21 protein-coding genes and 3 pseudogenes are annotated in these 24,698 nt (G+C 73.2%); 12 read left to right on the top strand and 12 right to left on the bottom strand.

Annotation, left to right across the window (positions count from 1 at the left end; translation table 11 throughout):
- Window positions 1-17: 17 nt before the first annotated feature.
- On the bottom strand, window positions 18-1,547 hold the full coding sequence (locus OG440_RS31425) for a hypothetical protein (protein WP_406010124.1): 1,530 nt from the start codon (window positions 1,545-1,547) through the stop codon (window positions 18-20).
- A gap of 161 nt (window positions 1,548-1,708) precedes the next feature.
- Window positions 1,709-2,410: a GntR family transcriptional regulator gene (locus OG440_RS31420; protein WP_406010123.1), complete on the bottom strand. Its 702-nt coding sequence runs from the start codon at window positions 2,408-2,410 to the stop codon at window positions 1,709-1,711.
- A gap of 171 nt (window positions 2,411-2,581) precedes the next feature.
- Between OG440_RS31420 and OG440_RS31415 the strand changes: the two genes are divergently transcribed.
- The 5 genes and pseudogenes from OG440_RS31415 to OG440_RS31395 all read left to right on the top strand — a co-directional run bounded on the left by OG440_RS31415 (window position 2,582) and on the right by OG440_RS31395 (window position 7,017).
- Entirely contained in the window at window positions 2,582-3,883 is a 1,302-nt protein-coding gene (locus OG440_RS31415) for an MFS transporter (RefSeq protein WP_406010122.1), read from the top strand.
- Between the two features lie 8 nt (window positions 3,884-3,891).
- Window positions 3,892-4,735 (top strand): annotated as a pseudogene (locus OG440_RS31410) (putative hydro-lyase).
- 19 nt (window positions 4,736-4,754) lie between these two features.
- Window positions 4,755-5,522, top strand: a complete 768-nt coding sequence (locus tag OG440_RS31405; protein ID WP_406010121.1) for a LamB/YcsF family protein — start codon at window positions 4,755-4,757, stop codon at window positions 5,520-5,522.
- 2 nt (window positions 5,523-5,524) lie between these two features.
- A complete protein-coding gene (locus tag OG440_RS31400; protein WP_406011505.1) occupies window positions 5,525-6,151 on the top strand; it encodes an allophanate hydrolase subunit 1 in 627 nt (208 codons plus the stop codon).
- Window positions 6,148-7,017, top strand: a complete 870-nt coding sequence (locus tag OG440_RS31395; RefSeq protein WP_406010120.1) for a biotin-dependent carboxyltransferase family protein — start codon at window positions 6,148-6,150, stop codon at window positions 7,015-7,017. Before OG440_RS31400 ends, OG440_RS31395 begins: the two co-directional genes overlap by 4 nt.
- 185 nt (window positions 7,018-7,202) lie before the next feature.
- Here the strand turns inward: OG440_RS31395 and OG440_RS31390 are convergent.
- The 5 genes and pseudogenes from OG440_RS31390 to OG440_RS31370 form a co-directional block, all read right to left on the bottom strand.
- Window positions 7,203-7,311 (bottom strand): annotated as a pseudogene (locus OG440_RS31390) (SGNH/GDSL hydrolase family protein); the annotation flags it as partial.
- Window positions 7,308-8,569, bottom strand: a pseudogene (locus OG440_RS31385) (glycosyltransferase). The pseudogenes OG440_RS31385 and OG440_RS31390, both read right to left, overlap by 4 nt.
- Window positions 8,570-8,592: 23 nt before the next feature.
- The gene (locus OG440_RS31380) at window positions 8,593-9,717 is read right to left on the bottom strand and encodes a glycosyltransferase family 4 protein (protein ID WP_406010119.1); all 1,125 of its coding nucleotides are present in this window, start codon (window positions 9,715-9,717) and stop codon (window positions 8,593-8,595) included.
- Between the two features lie 216 nt (window positions 9,718-9,933).
- Window positions 9,934-11,355 carry a HEAT repeat domain-containing protein gene (locus tag OG440_RS31375; protein WP_406010118.1) on the bottom strand — a complete coding sequence of 474 codons (1,422 nt, stop codon included), beginning with the start codon at window positions 11,353-11,355 and terminating at the stop codon, window positions 9,934-9,936.
- 324 nt (window positions 11,356-11,679) lie between these two features.
- Window positions 11,680-12,072 carry an ankyrin repeat domain-containing protein gene (locus OG440_RS31370; protein WP_406010117.1) on the bottom strand — a complete coding sequence of 131 codons (393 nt, stop codon included), beginning with the start codon at window positions 12,070-12,072 and terminating at the stop codon, window positions 11,680-11,682.
- Window positions 12,073-12,334: 262 nt separating this feature from the next.
- Here OG440_RS31370 and OG440_RS31365 point away from each other — a divergent pair, with 262 nt between their 5' ends.
- Both OG440_RS31365 and OG440_RS31360 read left to right on the top strand, forming a co-directional pair.
- Window positions 12,335-12,529, top strand: a complete 195-nt coding sequence (locus tag OG440_RS31365; RefSeq protein ID WP_406010116.1) for a hypothetical protein — start codon at window positions 12,335-12,337, stop codon at window positions 12,527-12,529.
- 41 nt (window positions 12,530-12,570) lie between these two features.
- On the top strand, window positions 12,571-14,265 hold the full coding sequence (locus tag OG440_RS31360; protein ID WP_406010115.1) for a hypothetical protein: 1,695 nt from the start codon (window positions 12,571-12,573) through the stop codon (window positions 14,263-14,265).
- A 22-nt stretch (window positions 14,266-14,287) separates the two neighbouring features.
- Here the strand turns inward: OG440_RS31360 and OG440_RS31355 are convergent, their stop codons facing one another.
- The gene (locus tag OG440_RS31355) at window positions 14,288-15,784 is read right to left on the bottom strand and encodes a PLP-dependent aminotransferase family protein (protein WP_406010114.1); all 1,497 of its coding nucleotides are present in this window, start codon (window positions 15,782-15,784) and stop codon (window positions 14,288-14,290) included.
- Window positions 15,785-15,883: 99 nt separating this feature from the next.
- Between OG440_RS31355 and OG440_RS31350 the strand changes: the two genes are divergently transcribed.
- From OG440_RS31350 to OG440_RS31335, 4 genes are all read left to right on the top strand, one after another.
- Window positions 15,884-16,570 (top strand): YitT family protein, encoded by a 687-nt coding sequence (locus OG440_RS31350; protein ID WP_406010113.1) that lies wholly within the window; start codon window positions 15,884-15,886, stop codon window positions 16,568-16,570.
- Complete coding sequence (locus OG440_RS31345) at window positions 16,567-17,334, top strand: glycerophosphodiester phosphodiesterase (protein WP_406010112.1); 768 nt, start codon at window positions 16,567-16,569, stop codon at window positions 17,332-17,334. The genes OG440_RS31350 and OG440_RS31345 overlap by 4 nt, the downstream gene beginning before the upstream one ends.
- 52 nt (window positions 17,335-17,386) lie before the next feature.
- Window positions 17,387-18,772, top strand: a complete 1,386-nt coding sequence (locus OG440_RS31340) for an MFS transporter (RefSeq protein WP_406011504.1) — start codon at window positions 17,387-17,389, stop codon at window positions 18,770-18,772.
- A gap of 278 nt (window positions 18,773-19,050) precedes the next feature.
- On the top strand, window positions 19,051-19,425 hold the full coding sequence (locus OG440_RS31335; RefSeq protein WP_020128921.1) for an RNA polymerase-binding protein RbpA: 375 nt from the start codon (window positions 19,051-19,053) through the stop codon (window positions 19,423-19,425).
- Window positions 19,426-19,703: 278 nt separating this feature from the next.
- On the opposite strand, the gene fxsA is transcribed toward OG440_RS31335, so the two are convergent.
- The 4 genes from fxsA to OG440_RS31315 all read right to left on the bottom strand — a co-directional run bounded on the left by fxsA (window position 19,704) and on the right by OG440_RS31315 (window position 23,824).
- On the bottom strand, window positions 19,704-20,231 hold the full coding sequence (gene fxsA / locus OG440_RS31330) for an FxsA family membrane protein (protein WP_406010111.1): 528 nt from the start codon (window positions 20,229-20,231) through the stop codon (window positions 19,704-19,706).
- Window positions 20,232-20,277: 46 nt separating this feature from the next.
- Window positions 20,278-21,114, bottom strand: a complete 837-nt coding sequence (locus tag OG440_RS31325; RefSeq protein ID WP_406010110.1) for a polyprenol monophosphomannose synthase — start codon at window positions 21,112-21,114, stop codon at window positions 20,278-20,280.
- 585 nt (window positions 21,115-21,699) lie between these two features.
- The gene (locus OG440_RS31320; RefSeq protein ID WP_406010109.1) at window positions 21,700-23,316 is read right to left on the bottom strand and encodes an amidohydrolase; all 1,617 of its coding nucleotides are present in this window, start codon (window positions 23,314-23,316) and stop codon (window positions 21,700-21,702) included.
- Between the two features lie 67 nt (window positions 23,317-23,383).
- A complete protein-coding gene (locus OG440_RS31315) occupies window positions 23,384-23,824 on the bottom strand; it encodes an Lrp/AsnC family transcriptional regulator (protein WP_406010108.1) in 441 nt (146 codons plus the stop codon).
- A 276-nt stretch (window positions 23,825-24,100) separates the two neighbouring features.
- Between OG440_RS31315 and OG440_RS31310 the strand changes: the two genes are divergently transcribed.
- Window positions 24,101-24,565, top strand: coding sequence for a hypothetical protein (locus OG440_RS31310; protein WP_406010107.1), 465 nt, complete (start codon window positions 24,101-24,103; stop codon window positions 24,563-24,565).
- Window positions 24,566-24,698: the final 133 nt, after the last annotated feature.

Here is a 24,698-nt window from a genome sequence, read left to right as displayed (position 1 = left end):
TCGGTTCACGAACCGGCTCATGCCGCCTCCGTGCGGTCCGCCGCCATCCCCGCGGCGTCCAGCAGGGCGGTGCCGACGATGAGATCGGCTCCGCCGAACCCCGGGTCGTCCAGTTCCCTGCCGTCGTCGACGGCGAACAGCAGTTTCTCCTCGCCCTGGCGGTAGGCGGTGCCCACGGCCGGGCTGGCGGCGTGCACGGCGAGCAGCGCCACCAGGTAGGCCAGTTCCTCGCCGTCCTGGGCGCGCGCCTCCTCGAGCAGTCCCGAGAGCCGTCGGGGCGCGTCGGCCGGCAGATCGAGCAGCTGCTTGGCCTTCGCCAGCTGCTCCTCGCTGAACCGGCTGTCGTCCGGGGTCGCGATGAGGTCCGGCTCCGGCATCTCCGCGCCCAGGTGCTCCCGCTCCACCGGCGGCGTCAGCAGCAGGTCGACGAGATCGCCCACCCGCACCGCCACCGGCGTGCGCAGTCCGGTCCCGCGGGCGAAGAAGGCGTCGGTGACCCGGACCGCCTGCTCCAGCGGCAACGGCAGCACGGGGGTGACGAGGTGGCCGTAGAGGTCTATCCCCGACGAGGTCATGGGCGTGGCGAAGGCCTGGCGGTCCTGCTCGGCGCGGAACAGCGGGCCGGCCTCCAGCAGCCGGGACTGCAACTGGGTGTGCCTGCGGATGCAGTCCTTCACGATGTCGACGAGCTCGGCGGCTCGCCGCTTGTTCTCCGCGTCCTCGATCTCGTCGCGTGCCTTGCGGATGTTGGTCAGGATCGCGTTCTCGTGGCGATAGCGGTCGGCCACATGGTCGAGGGCTTCGGCGATCATGTCGGGCACGGCGTTGAGCCAGTCCACCGCGCGTACGTTGCGCCGGGTCGCCTCCAGAGCGCGGCGCAGCGTCTCCGAGTACTGGACCGTGCGGTAGCGGGCCTGCTCGGCGGCCAGCTGGGCGTCGGCGAGACGGCCGCGCTTGATGAGCACCTCGAGCTTGACCTCGGCGGCGATCTGCGCGCTGGTGACGTCGGTGTCGAGGGCGCCGACGAGGACGTTGACCGCCTCGTCGGTCGTGCGGAGGTAGACCACGCCGCCGTGGCCGGGGACCTCTTCGATCAGCTTGAAGTCGTAGTCGCGGCGCACATACGTGCCGTCCTGCGCGAACGTGCCGTACGCGGCGCGGAAGCCGCGGTCGACGCTGCCGACGTTGATCAGGTTCTCCAGGACCCAGCGGGCCACCCGCTCGTGCTCGGCGACGGGCCGCAGCGGGGCCTGTGCGGCGATGCGCGGCATCAGGCGGGCCACTATCTGGTCGTGGTCGGCGCCGGTGTCGAAGTCCATGTTGAGCGTGACGAGGTCGATGGCGGCGAGGGCGATCTCCGCCATGCCGTAGACCGAGTACTCACCCGCGAGGTTGGCCTTGCGTGCGTCGAGGTCGTGGATAGGCGCGGTGCAGGCGAGCGCGCGCAACCGCCGCGCGAGCCCCTCGTCGGCGGCCGGGCCCGGTGCGGGGCGCGGCCCCGCGCTGAGCTGGGGCGGAACACGGTCCGTCGAGGCAGGCGAAGTCACGGTGCACAGACTAGGTCCTCGGTCTGACATCGACCCAAACGACGCGGATCGCCTCCGGCGGGCGGGCGGACGGCTACCCGGCGTGTTTCGGCCGCGCGCCGGTGGGGGCTCGTCGCGCGGTTCCCCGCGCACCTGCGGGAGCGCGGGGCGCGGGGCGCGGTCTACGGGGCGTGCTCCTCCCCGACCCGCCGCCGGTACACCTCGACCACCCGTTCCATGGAGTCGACGAGGTAGACCGTGAGCAGCCGCTCGGCCGCCGCCCTGTCGCCGGCCTCGAGCGCCTGGAGGATCTGGCGGTTGCGCTGGAGGTACGGCTCGTGCAGCCGGCGCGGCTCGTCGACGAAGTGGAAGGCGAGACGCAGCTCGGCGAAGACGCTGCGCATCAGCTCGTCGGTGCGAGCGCTTCCGGCCAGGGCCACCAGTTCGCGGTGGAAGTGGAAGTTGGCGGTGCCCAGCCCCTTCCAGTCGGACTCGACGGCCGCGATCCGCCCCTCGGTGACGCTGGCCCGGAGGCCGTCCAGCGCGTACGGCGGCTCCCCCAGCCCGCGGACGACGGCGCACTCGACGAGCGCGCGCGTGCGGTAGATGTCCTCGACGTCCTCGATGGTCAGGACCCGGACGAACACCCCCCGGTTCAGCTCGTGGACGAGCAGGCGCTCATGGGTGAGGAGCCGGAACGCCTCGCGCAGCGTGTTCCGGGAGACGCCGAGCGCTCCTCCGATGCTGTCCTCCGACAGACGCGTCCCGGGCGGGAAGTAGCCCTCGGCGATGCGGCTTCTGAGGATGTCCGCAACCCGTTCGGCGGTGCTCGTGCGGCCCAGGAGGGCGCGGTCGTCGGCCAGTCCCGCCAGCTGTTCTGCCATGCCCGGAATTCAACCGCAGACACGAGAACGAGACAACGTGGGTATTGAAGGATCGTTCAACGATCCTCTACCTTGCTTCCATGGCACCGCCCGTCCCCACCGCGGCGGCCCGCCTCCGCACGGCACAGCTCACCCCCCAGCACCCTCCGTCCTTCCTCAGCGAGGTGCCCCATGAGCACGCCCCTCCCACCCCGGACCCCGGCCGCCGACACCCATCCCGCCGGCGCCGCACACGCTCCCGACGACGGCGCCCTGGCCTGGCTGCGGGCTCTCGGCCCGCGCGGCCGCCGCGCCTTCGCCGGCGCGTTCGGCGGCTACGCCCTCGACTCCTACGACTACTTCACGCTGCCGCTGAGCATGGTCGCGCTGGCGGCGTACTTCGGTCTGGACAGCGGCCAGACCGGCCTGTTCACCACCGTGACCCTGGTCGCCTCGGCGATCGGCGGCGCCGTGGCGGGGGTGCTGGCCGACCGGATCGGCCGGGTCAGGGCCCTGATGATCACGGTGATCACGTACGCCGTCTTCACCGTCGCCTGTGGCTTCGCGCCCAGCTACGAGTCGCTGCTCGTCCTGCGGTCCTTCCAGGGGCTCGGTTTCGGGGGCGAGTGGGCGGTCGGCGCGATCCTGGTCGCCGAGTACGCGAGCCCGAAGCACCGGGGCCGTACCCTCGGCGCGATCCAGAGCTCCTGGGCCGTCGGCTGGGGCCTCGCGGCACTCGCCTACACGCTGGTGTTCTCGTTCTTCGGCGACGACATGGCCTGGCGCGTGATGTTCTGGACGGGCGCCCTGCCCGCGCTGCTCGTGGTCTGGATGCGGCGTCGGGTGCAGGACGCCCCGGAGGCCGCCGCCGCACGCGAACGGAGCCCCGAGAAGGGCTCTTTCCCGGCGATCTTCAAGGGACCGCTGCTGCGGACGACACTCTTCGCGGGCCTGCTCTCCACCGGCGTGCAGGGCGGCTACTACACCCTCGCTACCTGGGTGCCGACGTATCTGAAATCCGAGCGCGGCCTGTCGGTGGTGGGCACCGGCGGTTATCTGACCTTCCTGATCTCGGGGGCCTTCCTCGGCTACCTCACCGGCGGCTACCTCACCGACCGGTTGGGCCGGCGTCGCAACATCTGGCTGTTCGCCCTGCTGTCGGCGGTCTGCATCCTGGCGTACGCGAACATCCCGAGCGGCGCGGACACCGTGCTCCTCGTGCTCGGCTTCCCGCTCGGGTTCTGCATGTCGGCGATCTTCAGCGGCTTCGGGTCCTATCTGAGCGAGCTGTACCCGACGGCCCTGCGCGGCACGGGCCAGGGCTTCACCTACAACACCGGCCGCGCCGTGGGTGCCGTCTTCCCCACCACGGTCGGCTTCCTCGCCGACAGTTGGGGCGTGGGCGGCGCGCTGGTCTTCGGCGCGATCGGCTACGCGATCGCCGCCCTGGCGCTGCTGGGGCTGCCCGAGACCCGTGGGAAGGAACTGGAGTGAACCGTCCGATCCCCACCCGGGACCGCCGTCCGCCGCTCGTCGCGGACCGGCCCGTCACGTCTGTCGAAGAGCACGCGCACGCGTGGAGCCCCGCCGCCGCCCGGGCCCGCTTCCGGGCGGGCCTGGCGGGCCCCACGGCCGGGGTCGCGGGCGGCCACACCCAGGTCAACCTGATCTCGGTGCCCGCGGACTGGGCGTACGACATGCTCCTGTTCTGCCAGCGCAATCCGAAGCCCTGTCCCGTCCTCGACGTCACGGACGCCGGTTCCTGGACGACCGTCCTGGCCGAGGGCGCCGACCTGCGCACCGATCTGCCGCGCTACCGGGTGTGGGAGCACGGCGAGCTGATGGACGAGCCCGAGGACGTGCGCGCGTACTGGCGTGACGACCTGGTGTCGTTCCTGATCGGGTGCAGCTTCACCTTCGAGTGGGCGCTGTCCGGGGCGGGCGTGCCGATCCGGCACGTCGAGCAGGGGCGCAACGTCCCGATGTACGTCACCAGCCGCGAATGCCGGCCCGCGGGACGGCTGCACAGCCCCCTGGTCGTGTCCATGCGGCCGGTGCCACCGCAGCACCTCGCGGCGGCCATCCGGGAGAGCAGCCTGCTCCCTGCGGTGCACGGCAGCCCCGTACACTGCGGCGATCCGTCGGGCCTGGGCATCGACGACCTCGGCCGGCCCGACTTCGGCTGACGCGGTGGACGCCGCTCCGGACGACATCCCGGTGTTCTGGGCCTGCGGCGTGACCCCGCAGGCCGCGGTGATGGCCTCACGCCCGCCGTTCGCCCTCACCCACGCCCCGGGACAGATGTTCCTCACCGACGCCCGCGACGAGCAGTACCGCGTGGCTTGAGAAGGAGTACGAAGGAACCATGACCGCGACGACCGCGATCGATCTGAACGCCGACCTGGGCGAGGGCTTCGGCCGCTGGCGGCTGACCGACGACGAGCGACTGCTCTCCGTCGTCAGCAGCGCCAACGTGGCCTGCGGCTTCCACGCGGGGGACGCGGTCACCATGCGGCGGGTGTGCGAGCTGGCGGCCGAGCGCGATGTGGCGATCGGCGCGCAGGTCTCCTACCGGGACCTGGCGGGGTTCGGACGGCGCGCCATGGACGTGCCGCCCGCCGAACTGGCCGCCGAGGTGGCGTACCAGATCGGCGCACTGCAGGTGTTCGCCCGGGCGGCGGGCGCGCGTGTGGCCTACGTGAAGCCGCACGGCGCGCTGTACAACCGGGTCGTGCACGACGAGGAGCAGGCCGGCGCGGTGGTCGACGGGGTGCTCCTCGCCGAGGCCGCGTTGCCCGTGCTCGGGCTGCCCGGCTCACGCCTGCTGGAGCTGGCCCGGGGGGCGGGGCTGCCCGCCGTCCCGGAGGCCTTCGCGGACCGCGCGTACACCGAGGAGGGCACGCTCGTGGCCCGTGGGCGGCCCGGGGCCGTGGTCACCGACCCGGACGCCGTCGTGGAACGATCGGTGCGCCTGGCCCGCCTCGGGCAGCTCACCTCCCACACGGGGACGTCCATCGAGGTACGCGCGCGTTCGCTGTGCCTGCACGGCGACACGCCCGGCGCGGTGGAGCTGGCCCGCCGGGTCCGGCGCGGTCTGGAGGAGTCGGGCGTACGAGTGGAGGCATTCGCATGAGCGTGCGCGTTCTGCCCGTCGGGGACGACGCCCTGCTCGTCGAACTGGCGTCGGGCGCGGAGGCCGAGGCGCTGCACGCGGAGCTGCTGCGGCGCCGGGCGGCGGGCCTGCTCCACGCCCGCGAGATCGTTCCGGCGGCCCGCACCGTCCTCCTGGACGGTCTGGCCGACCCGGGCCGGCTGGCGTCGGAGCTGGCCGTCTCCGACGTACCGCCCGCTCCCCCGCGCGAGCGGACGGCCGTGGAGATCCCGGTCCGTTACGACGGCCCGGATCTCGCCGAGGTCGCCGCCCACTGGGGTGTCCCGCGGGAGGAGGTGGCCCGCATCCACGCGGGCACCGAGTTCCGGGTCGCCTTCTGCGGCTTCGCGCCCGGCTTCGGCTATCTCACCGGCCTGCCCGCGCGCTACGACGTGCCGCGCCGGGCCACGCCGCGTACCGCCGTGCCGGCCGGTTCGGTGGCGCTCGCGGGCCCGTACACGGGCGTGTACCCGCGTGCGTCGCCGGGGGGCTGGCAGCTGATCGGCAGCACGGACGCCGTGCTGTGGGACCACGCGCGCGTGCCGGCCGCGCTGCTGTCGCCGGGCACGCGCGTGCGCTTCGTCCCGGTGGGACCGGTGGGCACCTCATGAGCGACCGCGCGGTGTCCGTCGTCCGGGCCGGGGCGCTCACCACGGTGCAGGACCGGGGCCGCCCCGGCCACGCGCATCTCGGCGTGCCCCGTTCCGGTGCCCTCGACGCGCCCGCGGCCGGCCTCGTCAACCGGCTGGTGGGCAATGGGCCCGACGCGGCCGTGCTGGAGACGACGCTCGACGGCTGCGCCCTCAGGCCGCGTTCCGACGTGACCGTGGCGGTCGGCGGCGCGCCCTGCCGGGTCACGGTGGACGGCCGGCCAGCCGCCTGGGGCGCGCCCGTACGGGTACGCGCCGGAACCCTGCTGGACATCGGACCGGCCGTCCGCGGGGTACGCACGTACGTGGCCCTGGCAGGCGGCGTCATCGTCGAGCCGGTGCTCGGCAGCCGGTCCGCGGATCTGCTCTCCGGCCTCGGCCCGGCGCCGCTGACGGACGGCACCGTCCTGCCGCTGGGGCGCGAACGCGTCCCGCACGCGCGCGTGGACGTCGCCCCGCAGCCGGCGCCCCCCGCCGAACTCGTGCTCCGGGTGACGCTCGGCCCACGGGACGACTGGTTCACTCCGGACGCGCTCCGCGCCTTCACCTCGCGGACGTTCCTCGTGTCCTCGGCGAGCAATCGCATCGGGCTGCGTACCGAGGGGCCCGCCCTGGAACGCGCCCGCGGCGGTGAACTGGCGAGCGAGGGCATGGTCCTGGGCGCCGTCCAGGTTCCGCCCGCCGGCCGGCCGGTGGTCTTCCTTGCCGATCACCCGACCACCGGGGGCTACCCGGTGATCGGGGTCGTCCGCGCGGGCGACCTCGCGGCCGCGGCCCAGGCCGCCCCCGGCACGCCGGTCCGCTTCGTGGCCGTACGCCGAAGGTGACGAGGGCGGCGCCGGCCGGGCTTTCAGGCCGCGTCCGGTCGCCGCTCCGCCACGGAGAGCGCCGCGGAGGTCCGCGGATCGAGGCGGGCGCTCGTTCCCCCGGGTGGGGCCGGTCGGCGCTCGCTTCCCGCGCGCCCCTCGGCCCTCGGCCCCCGGCCCCCGCGGGGCGCCTTCGGTCTCGTCGACGAGTCCGTGGGCGAGCAGCGCGGCCCAGCCGCGCCATCCCTCGCCCACGGGGTCCCCCACGCCCTCGGTGAGCGCATCGCCGGGGGCGACGAAGGGGACGCGTCTCATCCGAGGCCTCCGGGCACGAAAGGACGGACCGGCGCGGTCACCGGTGCCGTGACCGACACCGCCGCGTCGTGCGCGGTGAGGAAGGCGTCGACCGCCGTGCCCCAGCCGAAGCACTCCGCACGCGCGCGTGCCGCCTCACGGCGGGCCGCGACGGGGCGCTCCAGGAGGCTCTCCACGGCGTCCGCGAACGCCTCCCCCCGGTCGGCCGCCGTGGCCCCCGCGGCCCCGATCACCTCGGGGAGCGCCGAGGAGGCGCTCGCCACGACAGGGGTCCCGCACGCCATGGCCTCCAGGGCGGCGAGGCCGAACGTCTCGGCGGGCCCCGGGGCAAGACACACGTCGGCCGAGGCCTGCAGGGCCCCCAGCGCGCCGCGGTCGGAGACGTGCCCCAGGAACGTGACGGGCAGCCCGCGCTCGCGGGCCCGCTGCTCCAGCCGCGGCCGCAGCGGTCCGTCGCCCGCGACGACCAGCACCGCCCGCGCGCCGCGCCGCAGCAACGCCTCCAGGGCGTCCAGCGCCGTGCCGGGCCGTTTCTCCACGGACAGCCGGGTGCACATCACCAGCAAGGTCTGGTCCTCGCGCGCGTGAGCGGCCCGCAGCCCGGCGTCCCGCAGGACGGGGTGCCGTTCGACGAGGTCGACGCCCAGTGGAGCCCGCACGACGTTCCGGGCCCCGATCCGCACGAACTCCCGCTCGGCGAACTCGGTGGTGCACACCACGCGCGCGTACGTGTGCGCCGTACGGAGATTGAGCGCGTCGGCGGCGCGCCGGGCCGCTCCTTCCGGCACGCCCCAGGTGCGCAGGACGCCGTCGGCGCTCTCGTGGGAGACCATCACGGCGGGCACCCGGGCCCGCCGCGCCCACCTGCCGGTCCAGCGCAGTGTGGTGCGGTCGGAGACCTCCAGACGGTCGGGGGCGAGCTCCTCCAGCAGGCGCGCGACCCGCCGTCTGTCCGTGAGGACGCGGTAGCCGCCGGTGCCGGGCAGCAGCGGACCCGGCAGAGTGATCACCCGCCCCTGCTCGGTGAGACGGTCACTCTCCCGCTCGCCGGGCACGATCAGGACCGGCTCGTGGCCTGCCGTCAGATAGCCCTTGCCGAGTTCGCGCAGGGCCGTACGCAGCCCGCCCGAGGCCGGGCCACGAAGTTCGCGAGCCGCACGATCCGCAGCGGCCCGGTACCCGGCCTGGTGCTCGTGGAGGTGGGGCGGCCGGGACCGTACCCGGCACAGGCACCGCTCGCGCCCTCGGCGGCGCCCATGCCGCCCGTAGGGCTCACGCCGCTCATGCCGCCACCACCAGGCGACGCGCGATCACGTCTTCGTAGTGCGCGATGAGCCGGTCGCCGACGGCGGCCCAGGTGCGTCCCTCGACCGTGGCCCGCCCGGCGGCGCCGAAGGCGGCCCGCCGCTCGGGGTCGGCCACCAGCGCCGCCACCGTGTCCCGGACGACGGTGGCGTCCCGGGGCGGGACGAGCAGGCCGGTGCGCCCGTGGGCGACCAGGTCGAGGGGGCCGCCCGCGGCGGGCGCGACCACCGGCACACCGCTGGCCATGGCCTCCTGCACGGTCTGGCAGAAGGTCTCGAAGGGGCCGGTGTGCACGAACACGTCCAGCGAGGCGAAGACGCGGGCCAGTTCGTCGCCCGTGCGGTTGCCCAGGAAGACCGCGCCCGGCAGGGTCTCCTCCAGGTGGGGCCTGCTCGGCCCGTCGCCGACCACCACGACCCGGACGCCCGGCAGCCCGCACACGCCGGCCAGAAGCTCGACGTGCTTCTCGGGGGCGAGCCGTCCGACGTAGCCGACGATCAGCTCGCCGTTCGGGGCGAGTGCCCGGCGCAGGGCCTCGTCCCGTCGCTCGGGGCGGAAGCGCACGGTGTCCACGCCTCGCGGCCACAGCCTCACCCGCGGCACACCGTGCGTGTCCAGGTCGCGCAGGGCCGCGCCGGAGGGGGCGAGGGTGAGGTCGGCGGCGGCGTGGACGGACCGTATCCGGCGCCAGGCGGCCGCCTCGCCGGCGCCCATGTAGGTGCGGGCGTAGCCGCCCAGGTCGGTCTGGTAGACGGCGACGGCGGGGATACCGAGCCGGGCGGCGGCCGCCATGCCCCGCACGCCGAGGATGAAGGGGCTGGCCAGGTGCACCATGTCGGCCCGGTGCGCGGCGACGGCCGCGGCGACGCGTCGGCTGGGGAGGGCGACGCGGACCTGGGGATAGCCGGGGAGCGGGAGGGAGGGGATCCGGACGACGGGGCAGGGCGCTTCGGTGTCCGGCCCGGTCCCGGCGGCGGTGGCCGGGGCGACGACGACGGGGGTGTGACCGCGATCGACGAGGTGCCGGGCGGTCTGGTAGGCGCAATGGGCCACGCCGTTCACGTCGGGGGGAAAGGATTCGGTCACGATGACGACACGCATACCCGTGTTGTCGCCGTCCCGGACGTGGACGCGTCAAAGTGGATCTTTCCGTACGACCAACGTCCCGTGAGCGTTGCGCTGCGCACTCGCTGTTCGCCGACGCGTGGCGCGCGGGCCGGACGGTGTCCATGCCGGTCCGCCCGGCAGGTCGTCGGGTGTTCATCCGCCGGGCCGGCCGCCGCCAGGCTCCCCTCGGGCGGCGGCCTGTCCCGACGTTCACATGGTGGACGTGGCGTCCGGTCCGATCCGGCTCCGTACGGCCGTCTGGACCTCCGCCTCCTCTGCCGGATCGGCGGCGAGCCGGCGCAGGCGCTCCACGACCCGGGTGTCCCCCGTCTCGGCGTGCCGGGCGGCGATCTCGCGGGTGCCCTCCTCGCAGTCCCAGAGGCACTCGACGGCGAAGCCGGCGGCGTAGGAGGGGTCGGTGGCGGCGAGTGCGCGGGCGCAGCGTCCGCGCAGATGGGACGAGGCCGTCTCGCGGTAGATATGGCGCAGCACGGGCGCCGCGCAGACGATCCCGAGCCGTCCGGCGCCGTCGACGAGCGTCCACAGGCTCGGCGCGTCGCAGCCCTCGCCGCGTACGGCCTCGCGCAGGGCGCCGAGGACGAGGTCACTGTCCTGGGTGCCGCCGCGGCAGGCGAGCATGCGGCCGGCCGCGGCGCCCAGGGGGTCGGGCCGGTATGCCCAGCCGCGGGCCCGGTCCACGGCGGCGACGCTGCGCATCCGTTCGAAGGCGTCGACGGCGGCCTCGACCACCGGCGTCGAGCCGGTGGCCATGGCCTCTTCGATCAGGACGAGGGCGTCGGGATCGTTGAAGTCGGCGAGGTAGCGCAGGGCGGTGCACCGGGCTCCCTCGCTGCCGTCCCTGGCCGCCCGCACGATCTCGGGGCGGTCCTCGGGCCCCGCCACGGCGGAGAGGCAGCGGGCGGCGGGGACGTGGAGCGCGGCTCCGCGTTCGACGCCCTGCTGGGCCCATTCGAAGACGGCCTGGACACTCCAGCCGGGGCGGGGCCCGGTCGGACTCAGCTGTCGTTGCCAGCGGTCGAAACAGCCGGCCTCCTGAGCCGCACGCACGCGCGCGGAGACGTACTCGCGGGGATCCTCGGCCCACAGCCGCCAGGGCCGTGGCTCGAAGGCGTCCCGTACGGCGGCGGCGAGCTCGGCCTCGCCCTCGGTATCGGTGGTGAACCGGGCGAGCACGGGCGCCGCGAGGGCTCGCAGACCGGCGTCGTCGTCCCGCAGGGCGAGTTCGTCGAGGGCCCAGGCCCAGTTGGCTCCCGAGACCGCGTAGCGGCGCAGCAGGGCCAGGGCGTCCCGTCTGCCGTAGGAGGCGAGATGACCGAGGACGGCCAGGGCCAGGCCCGTGCGGGACTCCTCGGTGTCGAAGGAGTCCTCGACGTCGAAGAGGTGGGCCTCGATCTCGTCCAGCTCGCCGTTCAGGTCGAGGTAGAGACGGGCGTAGTAGAGGGAGCGGTTCTCCACCTGCCAGTCGTGGCGGGGATCCCGCAGCACACAGTGGTTCAGCGCCGCGAGCGCCTCGGCTCGCGGGGCGGTGAGCGCGTGCAACGTGCCGTCGCCGCGCCCCCTCTGGAGCAGGCCGAGCAGCGTACCGCTGGGCGCTATGACCGGATCGAACATGGGAAACAGCCTCACATCAAGCGTCGACGCAACCGGGGACGTGCATTACCTGGCCGCGTGACAACACGTCGGGGCGCCCGCCGTTTCCTGCTTGCTGTAGACCATTTTCCTCTGCCTCTCGTCAGTGGCCCAAGCGGACCGCGTCACGGCCCGCGCGGTGCGGCAACACCTGCCCAGCCGTCGCGTCCGTGAATCACGACGTCATGATGACCCGGCTGTTCTGCCTGCCGCGACCGAAATTTCCGGCGGCCTTGTACCGCCTCCCCCGTGGTCGTCGATTTACCTGCTCAGGAAAGTCTCGTCGCCCTGCTCAGGACCTCCGGCTCAGTGCACGCCGAAGAGTTCCAGCAGCTCCGCCCTGCCGAACATGCGGGCGGTGTCGACGGCCGACGGAGTCCCCTGGGAGGGGTCGGCGCCGGCCTCCAGCAGGACCTTGACGACGTCCGCCTCGCCCTTGAAGGCCGCCCCGGCGAGCGGGGTCTGGCCTCGGTCGTTGATCCGGTCGGCCTCGGCACCGCGGTCCAGCAGGGCCCGGACCGCGTCGGCGTGGCCGTGGTACGCGGCGAGCATCACCAGGGAGTCGCCGCGGTCGTTGGTGAGGTTGGCCGGAACGCCCGCGTCGACGTACGCCACGAGCTCCTCGGTCCGGCCCTCGCGGGCCAGATCGAAGATCTTGGTCGCCAGCTCCACGACCTCGGGGTCGGGGGCTTCGCTCATTGCCCGGTCCGCCTCTCCACTCAACCGTTCAGGTGAATCGCCAGCGTACTGGCTCGCCGCGATCGCGGCCGGACCCGTCGACGGCAAGGATCGCGGGAGGACCCGTTCGACGCAGTTCTCCTGCTCAGGCAGCCACCAGGCCTTCCGCCAGCCGGGGGAAATCGCCCGTATTTCACCCAGTTGCACCTTTTATAGTATGGATACATCCTGTGATCCTGGAAGTACTCATGGTGACTGTCCCCCGCGAACCAGGAGAACCCAAATGATCCTGTCCATGTCAGGCGTAGTCCTGCTCGGCATCATCGTCTTCCTCTTCTTCCGTAAGGACGGGCTGAAGGCGTCGCACGCCGTGGTCTCGGCCCTGTTCGGGTTCTACATGGCCAGCACGGCCATCGCCCCGAGCATCAAGGCAGGCGGCGAGAGCCTGGCAAGCCTCCTCGGCGGCATCAACTTCTGACGCCGCACACCCCGTCCGTACGCACCACACAGGAGACAGCAGTGGCCCGGCGCCCCCTTCCCAGCATCCTGAGCACAGGCAGCGCGCACATCGCCCGAAGCCGGGAGCTGGCCCGGACGGCGGCCGGCAGCGCCACCGATGTCCTCCATCCGCTGATCACGATCACCCGCGGACTGCGCCGGCTGGCCTCGGCCGGGCGGCGCAGGTGGGCCGAGACCCCCAAGGACAAGCGCGGACCGCTGCTGTTCCTGGCGGCCTCGCTGATCCTGGTCGTGGCTCTGGTGCCGTACGGCCCGCTGCTCGCCGTCATCACCCTGACGGCGGCGGCGGCCTGGCAGGGCAGGGACCGCACCCCACCGGCTCCCGACGGCCCCGACGAGTCGCAGATCCAGCGACTCCAGGTGCTCTACGAGGCCCTGGTCCCGTACTTCTCGACGGCCGACGACCCCGCTCCCCTGTACGCCCACGGCGGCGACTGGGAGACCGTCTTCCCGGCGCAGGAGTTCGACGACTCGGGCCGCGTGGCCCGCCTCGTGATCCGCTACCCCGCCTTCTTCCCGGACGGAGAGGCCGCACCGCGCGCCAGGATCGAGCAGCTGCTCGCCGCGAAGTCCGGCCGTGGCCGCGAATACCTCTTCGTCTGGGACGAGGAGGGCAACGAACTCACCCTCAGTGTCCTCGCCCCCCTCCCCACCGACATCGCCGCCCAGCGCTTCGTCACCGCCCCCGGCGAGACGGTCCTGGGCTTCACCGACCCCTCGCGGGTCCAGCGCACGCTCCCCCTCACCCACGGCGAGGACCGGCGCGACGTGCCGCCGGTCGTCTGGCGCACCGGCGTCCGCTCGACCGAGCCACACCTGCTGGCCGTCGGCCAGCCCGGCAGCGGCACCTCCACCCTGCTGCGCTCCATCGCCGTCCAGGCGCTCCAGCACGGCGACGTACTGGTGATCGAGGGCGGCAGTACCGGCGAGTACGCCTGCCTCGCCGGCCGGGACGGCGTCCTGGGCGTCGAGGTCGGACTCGCCGGGGCGCTGGCCGCCCTGGAGTGGGCGGTGCACGAGACGGAGCGCCGCCTGATCGCCGCCAACCAGGCCCGGCAGGCGGGCGACCCGCCGCCGGACGACACCAGACAACCGCTGTGGATCCTTGTGGACCGTCCCACCGCCTTCACCCACCTGGCCGACACCGACGGCCACAAGGACCCGCAGTCCCTCCTCCAGGTCCCCCTCCGGCACGGCCGCGCGGTCGGTGTCACGGTGGTGGTGGCCGAGCAGTTCGACGCCCTGGACTCCCTGAGCGACGCCGTACGACAGCAGACCCGCGCGCGGGTCGCGCTCGGGCCGGCGTCGAGGGAGCAACTGGAGGCGGTCCTCGGCGCGCCCCCGCACACCACGCCCCTCGACCACACGCCGCCGGGACGCGGATACGCGCGGCTCGGATCGGGTCCGGTGCACCGGCTCCAGGTGCCGGCGACACCGGATCCGTACGACGACGCGACGAGCGACGCGCACCGGCAGGCGGTCCTCGATCTCCTGCCGCCGCGCTCCACGCCGGCCGACACGGAGACGTTGCCGCCGGTACCGGTCGACATCGTGCTCACCAAGCCCGTCGACACCAGGCGCGTCGACACCGGCGCCATGGACACCCCGGACGCCACCGGGGCCGAGGCCGGGGAGGGCGATGCCGTGGGGTCCGACGCCGTGGGCGCGGAGCAGGTGTCGAGCGCGGGCGGCTGACCGCCCCCGCCACGCGCCTGTTCTAGGCCACGAACGTGCGCGGCCCCTCGGCGCCCACCGTCCCCCCGCTCTCCACGATCCGGGCAGCGGCCGCCAGCCGGGCGGCCGCCTCCACCGCCACCGCGCCTCCCACGGTGAACGGCAGCCGCACATACCCCTCGAAGGCGCCGTCGACGCCGAACCGCGGTCCGGACGGCACCCGCAGGCCCACCCGCTCCCCCGCCTCGGCGAGCCGCGACCCGGACAGCCCCCCGGCCCGCACCCACAGCGTCAACCCGCCCTCGGGCACGGCGAACTCCCACTCCGGAAGCTCCCGGCGCACCGCCGCGACCAGGTCGTTCCGGTTCTCCCTGGCCTGGTGCCGGCGCAATTCGACGGCCTGCTCCCAGCCTCCGGTGCTGAACAGCCAGTTCACCGCCAGCTGCTCCAGCACCGGTGTGCCCAGGTCGGCGTAGGCGCGCGCCGCGACGAGACTGCGGATGACGTCCGGGGCCGCCCGTACCCAGCCGATCCGCATCCCGGCCCAGAAGGCCTTGCTCGCCGATCCCACCGTGATCACCGTGGACCCCGCGGGGTCGAAACCGCACACGGGCCGCGGCATCTCGACGTCGTCGAGCCACAGTTCGCTCATGGTCTCGTCGGCGACCAGCACGGTCCCGGCGGAACGGGCCGCCTCCACGAGCCGGCGCCGCTGGTCCTCGTCGGCGAGCGCGCCGGTCGGGTTGTGGAAGTCGGCGACGACGTACGCGATACGCGGTGCGGCCTCGCGCAGGACCTGGCGCCAGCGGTCCATGTCCCACCCGGCGAGTCCCTCGGCCATCGCGACGGGCACCAGACGGGCACCCGCCTCCCGCATCAGCTGGAGAATGTTGGCGTAGGAGGGCGACTCGACGGCGATGCGCTCACCGCGCCCGCCGAACAGATGACAGATGGCGTCGATGGCCCCCATCGCGCCGGTGGTGACCATGATCTGCTCGGGCATCGTCGGGATCCCGCGTGCGGTGTACCGCTCGGCGATCATCGCGCGCAGCGCGGGCAGGCCCGCCGGATAGTCGCCGTGCGTATGGGCGTACGGCGGCAACTCCTCCAGCGCGCCCCGCACGGCGCGGGTGAGCCACGGCTCGGGCGCGGGCAGGGCCGCGCAGCCGAGGTCGATGATCGAGCCGAGGGCCTCGGGCGGCAGAGGTTCCAGGCCGCGGGCCGGAACCGGGTTGCCGGCCGGGACGGCCGTCCAGCTGCCCGCGCCGCGCCGGGACTCCAGGAACCCCTCGGCGCGCAGCGCCTCGTAGGCGGCGGCGACGGTCGTACGGCTCACCGACAGGGACAGCGCCAGTTCCCGTTCCGCGGGCAGGCGCGCCGCGACGGGGACGCGGCCCTCCAGCACCAGCAGCCGGATGCCGTCGGCGAGCGCCCGGTAGGCCGGCGGACGACGCGATCCCGGGCCCGCCGGGCGGTCCTGCTGGGACTTGAGCAGCCGCGCGAGCTGCGCGGCCCCCACCGCAGAGGTCCACTGCGCCATGATTACCAGTCCACCTTCCCCGAATTGGCCATGGATGCCATGCTCTTCCACGCCACAGAGTGTCACGGGTCAGGCCACTACCACCACCAGGGGGACCCCTTGTCCGAGCCACCACCGCAGGAAGCGCCCCCGCGGGGTCCGCACGGCCACCTCCCCCGCCGGCTGGTGCAGCTGTACGCCGGGCTCGCGCTCTACGGCGCCAGTTCCGCCCTCCTCGTCAGGGCGGGTCTCGGCCTCGAACCCTGGAACGTGCTGCACCAGGGCCTCGCCGAGCTCACCGGCCTGACGATCGGTGTCGTGTCGATCATCGTGGGCGCGGCGGTGCTGCTGCTGTGGATCCCGCTGCGCCAGCGCCCGGGTCTCGGCACGGTCTCCAACGTCTTCGTCGTCGGCCTCGCGATGGACGGCACGCTCGCGTACGTCCCCGAGGCGCACGGTCTCGCCGTCCAGGTGCCGCTGCTGCTGACCGGGATCGTCCTCAACGGGGCGGCCACCGGCCTCTACATCGCGGCCAGCTTCGGACCGGGCCCGCGCGACGGGCTGATGACGGGACTGCACCGGCGTACCGGGCGTTCGATCCGGCTGACGCGGACGGCGGTGGAGGTGGCGGTCGTGGTGACCGGGTTCGCCCTCGGCGGCACCATCGGCGTCGGCACCCTGCTCTACGCGGTCACGATCGGCCCGCTCGCCCAGCTGTTCCTGCGGATGTTCGCCGTCCCCTCCGCACCGGTCGGCAGCACGGTCGTTGCCACCGGGACACCTCGGGGAGCCATACTGCGTCCGTGACCAGCCTGACGCCCCACCCGTATCTCGACCATCCGGGACCCATCCCGTTCGCGCACCGCGGTGGGGCCGCGGAGGGTCTGGAGAACACCGCGGCGCAGTTCCGGCGTGCGGTCGAGGCGGGTTACCGCTATATCGAGACCGATGTACACGCCACGCGGGACGGCAAGCTCGTCGCCTTCCATGACGCGACGCTGGACCGGATGACCGACGGCGCCGGCCGCATAGGCGACCTCCTGTGGTCGGACGTACGGCACGCGCGCGTGGCGGGCAAGGAGCCGGTGCCGCTCTTCGAGGAGCTCCTGGAGACCTTCCCCGAGGTGCGGTGGAACGTCGATCTCAAGGCGGAGCCCGCGCTGCACCCGCTGCTCGACCTGATCGCACGCACGGGCGCGTGGGACCGGATCTGCGTGGGCTCGTTCTCGGAGGCGCGAGTGGTGCGGGCCCAGCGGCTCGCCGGGCCGCGCCTGGCGACGTCGTACGGCACCCGGGGCGTGCTCGACCTCTGGCTGCGGTCCCGGGGCATGCCCGCGACGCCGCGCCGCTCGGCGATCGCCGCTCAGGTACCCGAGAGCCAGTCGGGCATCCGGGTCGTGGACCGTCGCTTCGTCCGGACCGCCCACGCGCACGGGCTCCAGGTGCACGTGTGGACGATCAACGATCCGGATCGGATGCACCGGCTCCTGGACCTCGGAGTCGATGGCATCATGACCGATCACATCGACACGTTGCGCGAGGTCATGAAGGACCGTGGCGTCTGGGTCTGACCTCCGGCCCGTCGCCCGCGCGCGGCTGCGGCAGCGGGAAGCGAGGGCACGGGTGGACATCGACACCGTGCGGACGGCGGCGTCCGACGAGGCCGCCGAACGGCGGCGCGAGCAGCGCGGCTGGTACTTCTACGACTGGGCGTGCTCCGTCTACTCGACGAGTGTGCTCACGGTGTTCCTCGGCCCGTATCTGACCTCGGTCGCCAAGCGGGCGGCGGACGCCGACGGGTATGTGCATCCGCTGGGCATCCCGGTGCGGGCGGGCTCCTTCTTCGCGTACTCGGTGTCCCTGTCGGTGATCGTGGCCGTGCTGGTGATGCCCCTGGTGGGTGCGGCCGCCGACCGCACCGGCCGCAAGAAGCCCCTGCTGGGCGCCGCCGCCTATGTGGGCGCCGCGGCCACGACCGCCATGTTCTTCCTGGGCGGCGACCGCTATCTGCTGGGGGGCGTGCTGCTGATCGTGGCGAACGCGGCCCAGTCCGTGGCGATGATGCTCTACAACTCCTATCTGCCGCAGATCGCCCCGCCCGAGGAACGCGACGCGGTCTCCTCCCGGGGGTGGGCCTTCGGCTACGCGGCCGGGTCGCTGGTCCTGGTCGTCAACCTGGTGCTCTACCTCGCGCACGACTCCTTCGGCGTCTCCGAGTCGACGGCCGTGCGGATCTGTCTGGCCTCGGCCGGCCTGTGGTGGGGCGGCTTCACGCTGGTCCCGCTGCTGCGGCTGCGCGACCGGCCGACCGCCGCCGCCGGGAAGGCAGCCGCCCGGCCGGACGGGACCGAAGGGACGGCCCGCACGGCTCCTGGGCTGCGTCAGCTCGCGGCGACGGTCCGCGACATGCGCCGTCATCCGCTGACCCTCGCCTTCCTCCTCGCGTACCTGATCTACAACGACGGCATCCAGACCGTGATCTCCCAGGCCTCCGTCTACGGCTCGGAGGAGCTCGGGCTGAGCCAGTCGACGCTGATCGGCGCCGTCCTGCTGGTGCAGGTGCTGGCCGTGGCGGGCGCGCTGGGCATGGGGCGTCTGGCCCGGACGTACGGCGCGCAGCGCACCATCCTCGGCTCGCTGGTGGCCTGGACGCTCACCCTCGGCGCCGGTTACTTCCTGCCCGCCGGGGCGCCGGTCGGCTTCTTCCTGCTGGCGGCCGCGATCGGCCTGGTCCTCGGCGGCAGTCAGGCGCTGTCCCGCTCCCTCTTCTCCCACCTGGTCCCGCCCGGCAAGGAGGCCGAGTACTTCTCGGCGTACGAGATGAGCGACCGCGGCATGAGCTGGCTCGGCCCGCTCCTCTTCGGCGTCACCTACCAGCTGACCGGGAGCTACCGGGACGCGATCATCTCGCTGGTGGTCTTCTTCGTCGTCGGGTTCCTGCTGCTCGTCCGGGTGCCGGTGGGGCAGGCGATCCGGGACGCGGGTAACCCGTTGCCCGAGAGGATTTAGCACTCAAGGCGAAAGGGCGGTAGTGTACGCGTTTGGCCTGCCAGGCGTACCGTTACTGCGCGTCAAAGATGCCGAAACGCTGGGTGACATCTCCTTTCAGATGTGACAAACCGGGCGCCGGTGGGTACTGCACTGGATAACAAGACTGCGGCTACGACGGCGACGCATGACCCGGAACGGAACTCCGAACGGGAATCTTTACCGCCGACCGGACGTTGACCGGATGACGACGACAGCGACACCTGTCCTGTGGGCGACAAGCCCGGGAGGCACGATTCATGAGTGAGCGAGCTCTTCGCGGCACGCGCCTCGTGGTGACCAGCTACGAGACGGACCGCGGTATCGACCTGGCCCCGCGCCAGGCCGTGGAGTACGCATGCGAGAAGGGGCACCGGTTTGAAATGCCCTTCTCGGTCGAGGCGGAGATCCCGCCGGAGTGGGAGTGCAAGGTCTGTGGAGCCCCTGCACTCCTCGTAGACGGCGACGGCCCTGAGGAAAAGAAGGCCAAGCCCGCGCGTACCCATTGGGACATGCTGATGGAGCGGCGGACCCGCGAGGAACTCGAAGAGGTCCTCGAGGAGCGGCTCGCCGTTCTGCGGTCCGGGGCGATGAACCTTGCGGTACATCCCCGCGACAGCCGCAAAAGCGCATAGCCCCACGGGGCTGTGACCAGCTTCACAGCGCACGACAACGACCGCGGGCGCCGTACGTATCTCACGTACGGCGCCCGCGGTCGTCGTGCTGCCCGCCCGGCGCGAGGAGAGCGAGCGGCAGGCGGCTCTCCCGGGGCGCGAAGTCTAGGGGGCGAAGTCTGGGGGGCGCGGTCGCAATGCCCGGCCACGGGTGCCAGACCACCGGCACCCGGCCACCCGAGCCCGACAGAGCGCGACCTCCGGCCGGGCAAGCGGCCCGGAGGATCAGGCCCTCCGGGTCAGTGCTCGTCCCTGATGACCTCGCCCTGCACCACCTTGCCGTCCGGGCGGTGGATGCGGGCCTGCTGGAAGGCGTCGCCCAGGGTGCCGGGTGTGCCGGCGGCCGCCCTCAGTTTGCGCTCTCCGTAGCCGCTGACCGCCTTCTGGACCGGCGGGAGCAGCAGGAGCAGGCCGATCACGTCGGAGGCCAGGCCCGGGATCATCAGCAGCAGACCGCCGAGCATCATCAGGCCGTTGCCGCCGCCACGGTTGGAGGCCGTGCCGCGCTGGAGCGCCTCGTTCAGGTTCCGGAAGGCCCGGCGCCCCGCCCGCTTGATGACCACGGCGCCGAGGACGAACCCGGCGACGAGGAGCAGGAGGACCACCAGCCCGCTCGTCGCGCCCGCGACCAGGGTCAGCAGCCAGATCTCCAGCACCAGCCATGCGGCCAGCGCCAGGGGCAGGAACGTCCGCAGGCGGGAACGCCGGGGCTGGACGGGGGGCTGGGAGGGCGTCTGGTAAGCGGGGGTCGGAGAGCCGGTCGTCATACTCCCAGTGTGCCCGCACCCGGCTCAGAGCGGCATAAGGGGACGATCAGCCGTCGCTGTGGGACGGGGCGGGCGCCTGCGAGCGCTCCGGCTGGTCGGCGCTCCGGCCGGTGATCTTGCCGACCCGCTCCCCCACACCCCACGCCGTGACCCGCCACAGCGCCTCGACGAGGATGTCGCGGCTCATCTTGGAGTCGCCGTGCTCGCGCTCGACGAAGGTGATGGGGACCTCGATGACGTGGAAACCGGCCTTGACGGCACGCCGGGCGAGATCGACCTGGAAGCAGTAGCCCTGCGAGGCGACCTCCTCCAGACCGAGGCCCTCCAGCGTCTCGCGGCGGAAGGCGCGGTAGCCGCCGGTGATGTCGCGCAGCGGGAGGTCGAGGGCGAGACGGGAGTAGAGGCTGCCGCCCCGGGAGATGACCTCACGGGACTTGGGCCAGTTCACCACCCGGCCGCCCGGTACCCAGCGGGAGCCCAGGACCAGGTCGGCGCTCTTGAGCGCGGTGAGCAGGCGGGGCAGTTCCTCGGGCTGGTGGGAGCCGTCGGCGTCCATCTCGATCAGTACGCCGTAACCGTTCTCCAGGCCCCAGCGGAAGCCCGCGAGATACGCGGCACCGAGGCCCTCCTTGCCCTTGCGGTGCAGGACCTGGACCTGGTCGTCACCGATGGCGAGCTCGTCCGCGAGCTTGCCGGTGCCGTCGGGGCTGTTGTCGTCGGCCACGAGGACGTGAGCCTCGGGGACGGCCTTGCGCACCCGGCCGACGATGGCCTTGATGTTCTCCGCCTCGTTGTAGGTCGGGATGATCACCAAGGCCGTGCCGAGCGGACCGAACTGCCTCCCCCGGTCCTGTGCCGCGAGGGTCCCGTCGCCGTCGTTCACTACTGCCCCTTCATGTCCGTACGCAGGGGACCACCATAGTGGCCGCCGCCTGCGATGACATGACGGGACGTACGTACGGTGGTGTCGGACCCGCGAACACGGGGTAAGAACGTACCTTTGGACTTGTATGTACGGACCTGCCCCGTAGGGGTGAGCGCACGCCGGGCGAACGCGGGTCTGCTGCGGATGGGGGCCCGGCACTCTTCGGGCCGGCCCGGGACCCGCTGGCTGCGGGTCGACCGAAGACCGTTGTCTACTGAGCGCCAGGGCCCCGTCCGGGTCACACCTCCCCGACCGGCCGGAACGTTCCCTCGCTGCGGCGCGGGCGCTGAGCCTGGCTGCCAGTGGCGGTGCGCCGGTGCGGCTCAACCGTCCCTGACCCAGCGGCACCGTGGCGAGTACGCGGGCATTCCCCGGGCGGGGCGTCCGATGGTGGACTCCGCCGAACCTACCGGCCCCCCGCCATCGGCTGTCAACAGCTGCTTGACCTGCGAATCTTCCGTCAATGCCCAGGTCAGCGGGGAGAAGACACCGGCCGTATGTCGACAGGCGGACGGGTGATCTTCGCCGGACCGGCCCGGGAGATCACTCGCCCGGCCGCAGGAACACGGTCCGGCCGCCCACCACCGTGCGCAGGCACACCGGGAGTTCGCGGCCGGGGGTGAGGTCCGGCAGCCCAGGGGTGCCGGAGCGGGGGTCGGTGGACCAGCGCGCGACCCTGTCGTCGGGGGCCTGGACGACCAGTTCGTCCGTACGCCAGACCGCGTAGTCGGCGGGTGCGCCCGGGACCAGGACGCCCGCGTCGTCCCGGCCGATCGCCCGCCAGCCACCCCGGGTGTGGGCCGTGAACGCGGCGCGGGCGGACACCCGGTGCTCGGGGGTGCGATGGAAGGCGGCGGCGCGGACCGTGCCCCAGGGGTCGAGGGGGGTGACCGGGCTGTCCGAGCCGAAGGCGAGCGGGACGCCCGCGCGCAGCAGGGCCGCGAAGGGGTTCAGGGTGCGCGCCCGCTCGACGCCCAGCCGCTGGGCGTACATGCCCTCCTCGCCGCCCCACAGGGCGTCGAAGGCGGGCTGGACGGAGGCGGTGAGGCCGAGTTCGGCGAAGGCCGCGATGGTCTCGGGCGTGAGCATCTCGACGTGTTCGACGCGGTGGCGGGCGGCACGGATCCGGGCGAGGCCGACCTTCTCCGCGGCGGCGCGCACGCCTTCGACGACGGCGGCCACGGCGGCGTCGCCGATGGCGTGAAAGCCCGCCTGGAGGCCGGCCTCGGTGCAGACGGTCACGTGGGTGGCGACATCGGCGGCGTCCAGGTAGGCGGTGCCGGTGTGGTCGGCGTCGGTGTAGGAGGCGTGCAGACAGGCCGTGTGGGAGCCGAGGGCGCCGTCGACGAACAGATCCCCGGCGGCGCCGAGCGCGCCCAGCCGCCGGGCCTTCTCGGCGTCCTGCTCGGCCCAGTAGCCGACGACCCGGGGGCCGGGCTCCTCGGCGGCGAGTCGCAGGAGGGCCGTGAAGTCGTCCTCGGAGGAGATCTCGGGCCCCGCGCACTCGTGGACCGAGCCGATACCGAGGGAGGCGGCGTGCGCGAGAGCCGCGCGCTGGGCCTCGGCACGCTGGGCGGGCGTCACGGCTGCGAACGCGGCGGCGCGGACGGCGTGGTGGGCGTCGCGGGTGAGCGGTTCACCGTCGGTGAAGCCCGGTCCGGTGCCGGCCCGGGGCGCGCGTTCCAGCAGGGCGGTGGTGACCACGGCCGAGTGGACGTCGATCCGGCTGAGGTAGAGCGGCCGGCCACCGGTCGCCTCGTCCAGTTCCTCCCGTCGCGGCGGGCGGCCCTCCGGCCAGCGGGAGGCGTCCCAACCATGCCCGAGCAGCACTTCGTCCTGCGGACGGGCCGCCGCGAAGGCCCGTACGAGGGCGAGGGCGGCCGCCAGGGAGGGGGCGTCGGAGAGATCGAGACCGGTGAGCGCGAGGCCGGTGGACGTGGTGTGCACATGGGCGTCGGTGAACGCCGGGGTGACCAGCCCGCCGTCCAGGTCGACCACCTCGTCGACGCCGTCCGCGAAGGCGTCGGCGGCGCCTTCGGAGCCGACCCAGGCGACCTGGCCACGTTCCACGACCATCGCGGTCGCGAACGGGTCGGCGGGGCTGTGGACCTCTCCTCGGCGGAGCAGGACGGTCTTCGGCTCGGCGGTGCGCTCGTTCATGGGGAACAGTCTCGCGCCTCGCCCCGGCCGCCCGGCACGCGGACCCCTCGGATCGGCGCGGATCCGCTCAGATCCGGGGCGGCCTGGCCTCGTAGGGGGTGGACAGCACGACCGTCGTACGCGTCGACACGCCGGCGAGCGACCGGAGCCGTCCGAGCAGCTCCTCCAGCTCGTGCGGGGTGGCCACGCGCACCTTGAGGATGTAGTTCTCGTCACCGGCCACGCTGTGGCAGGCCTCGATCTCCGGTACGCCCGCCAGTCGCTCGGCGATGTCGTCGGGGGCGCTGGGGTCGAACGGTTTCACCGAGATGAAGGCGGTCAGGGGCAGCCCGACGGCCTCGGAGTCGACGACCGCCGCGTATCCGCGGATGACGCCGCGCTGTTCCAGCCGGCGCACCCGTTGGTGCACGGCCGAGGTGGACAGGCCCGTGGCCTTGCCCAGGTCGGTGTAACTCATCCGCCCGTCCTTGACGAGCAGCTGCACGATTTGTCGGTCCAGCTCCTCCATGACGCAAGAACTTACCGTGCGTGCGATCTCCGCGTATACCTATGCAGCCCAGGTCATAGCCGGTTTGTGATGTGGTCGGGAGCCGGCGGCGGCCGGGTGCGGGGCGTTCGGGGGCTCGACCGACGTACGAGGCACCTGCAAGGGGCATGTGACGAACGCCACAGCACTCGTCAACTCTTCGTGATGGCCTGGTGATTACCGCCGAGACAGGGCGGGAAGTGCTTGCTGTGGTCGAGGCCGCAGTGCCTTCACGGCCCAGCCCGAGGGGGAGAACCCATGCAGAGTCTTCAGCGCCCTGGTCGCACCGCGCCCAAGCGGCTCCGGTCCGTCGTCGAGCCCGAGCCGGAGGGCGTCGAACCCGCCGACGCGGAGTACTTCGACAGCTTCGACGGCGACGACGCCGACCGCTTCGACGCGTACGACCACTTCGAGATGTACCGGGTGATCTGCCCGGACTGTGCGCAGCCCATCGCGCTGCTGGCGGACGAGGAGGTCCTGCCGGAGCACGCGCTGTGCGCCTCGCCGTGGAACCCCTTCGGGCTCACGGTCTGCGCCGGGACCGGACGGGGTGCCTCCGAGGCCAGGCCCGCGGACGAGTCCGTGGAGACCCAGGAGCAGGAGACCGCGCTGCTGTTGACGCTGCCTCAGGGGCTCGACTGGCGCACCCAGCCGTTCTCGCACGTCGGCGGGCCGGGCTCGCGCCCGATGCGTGTGCCGACGATGCGCCGCCTGGCCGCCTGAGCGCCGCCGCCACGCTCGTCTTGTCACCGGCCGGGCTTCCGTAACCGCCCGCACCATGGCCTTCGGTCGCCGCGGTGCAGGATCCGTGCGTCCCGTGCGTCCCGTGCGGCCGCTGCGGCCAGGCGCGGGGCGG

This window comes from Streptomyces sp. NBC_00637 (assembly GCF_045161545.1).
Taxonomy (GTDB): domain Bacteria; phylum Actinomycetota; class Actinomycetes; order Streptomycetales; family Streptomycetaceae; genus Streptomyces.
This window is presented reverse-complemented; position numbering and strand designations above follow the sequence as displayed.

What these genes read in the sequence shown, in the direction of transcription:
- OG440_RS31310 (WP_406010107.1), top strand. Translation starts at nt 24,101, where the DNA reads ATGCAGAGTCTTCAGCGCCCTGGTCGCACCGCGCCCAAGCGGCTCCGG.
- OG440_RS31420 (WP_406010123.1), bottom strand. Translation starts at nt 2,410, where the DNA reads ATGGCAGAACAGCTGGCGGGACTGGCCGACGACCGCGCCCTCCTGGGC.
- OG440_RS31315 (WP_406010108.1), bottom strand. Translation starts at nt 23,824, where the DNA reads ATGGAGGAGCTGGACCGACAAATCGTGCAGCTGCTCGTCAAGGACGGG.
- OG440_RS31355 (WP_406010114.1), bottom strand. Translation starts at nt 15,784, where the DNA reads ATGGCGCAGTGGACCTCTGCGGTGGGGGCCGCGCAGCTCGCGCGGCTG.
- OG440_RS31320 (WP_406010109.1), bottom strand. Translation starts at nt 23,316, where the DNA reads ATGAACGAGCGCACCGCCGAGCCGAAGACCGTCCTGCTCCGCCGAGGA.
- OG440_RS31370 (WP_406010117.1), bottom strand. Translation starts at nt 12,072, where the DNA reads ATGAGCGAAGCCCCCGACCCCGAGGTCGTGGAGCTGGCGACCAAGATC.
- OG440_RS31395 (WP_406010120.1), top strand. Translation starts at nt 6,148, where the DNA reads ATGAGCGACCGCGCGGTGTCCGTCGTCCGGGCCGGGGCGCTCACCACG.
- OG440_RS31365 (WP_406010116.1), top strand. Translation starts at nt 12,335, where the DNA reads ATGATCCTGTCCATGTCAGGCGTAGTCCTGCTCGGCATCATCGTCTTC.
- OG440_RS31335 (WP_020128921.1), top strand. Translation starts at nt 19,051, where the DNA reads ATGAGTGAGCGAGCTCTTCGCGGCACGCGCCTCGTGGTGACCAGCTAC.
- OG440_RS31415 (WP_406010122.1), top strand. Translation starts at nt 2,582, where the DNA reads ATGAGCACGCCCCTCCCACCCCGGACCCCGGCCGCCGACACCCATCCC.
- fxsA (WP_406010111.1), bottom strand. Translation starts at nt 20,231, where the DNA reads ATGACGACCGGCTCTCCGACCCCCGCTTACCAGACGCCCTCCCAGCCC.
- OG440_RS31405 (WP_406010121.1), top strand. Translation starts at nt 4,755, where the DNA reads ATGACCGCGACGACCGCGATCGATCTGAACGCCGACCTGGGCGAGGGC.
- OG440_RS31375 (WP_406010118.1), bottom strand. Translation starts at nt 11,355, where the DNA reads ATGTTCGATCCGGTCATAGCGCCCAGCGGTACGCTGCTCGGCCTGCTC.
- OG440_RS31380 (WP_406010119.1), bottom strand. Translation starts at nt 9,717, where the DNA reads ATGCGTGTCGTCATCGTGACCGAATCCTTTCCCCCCGACGTGAACGGC.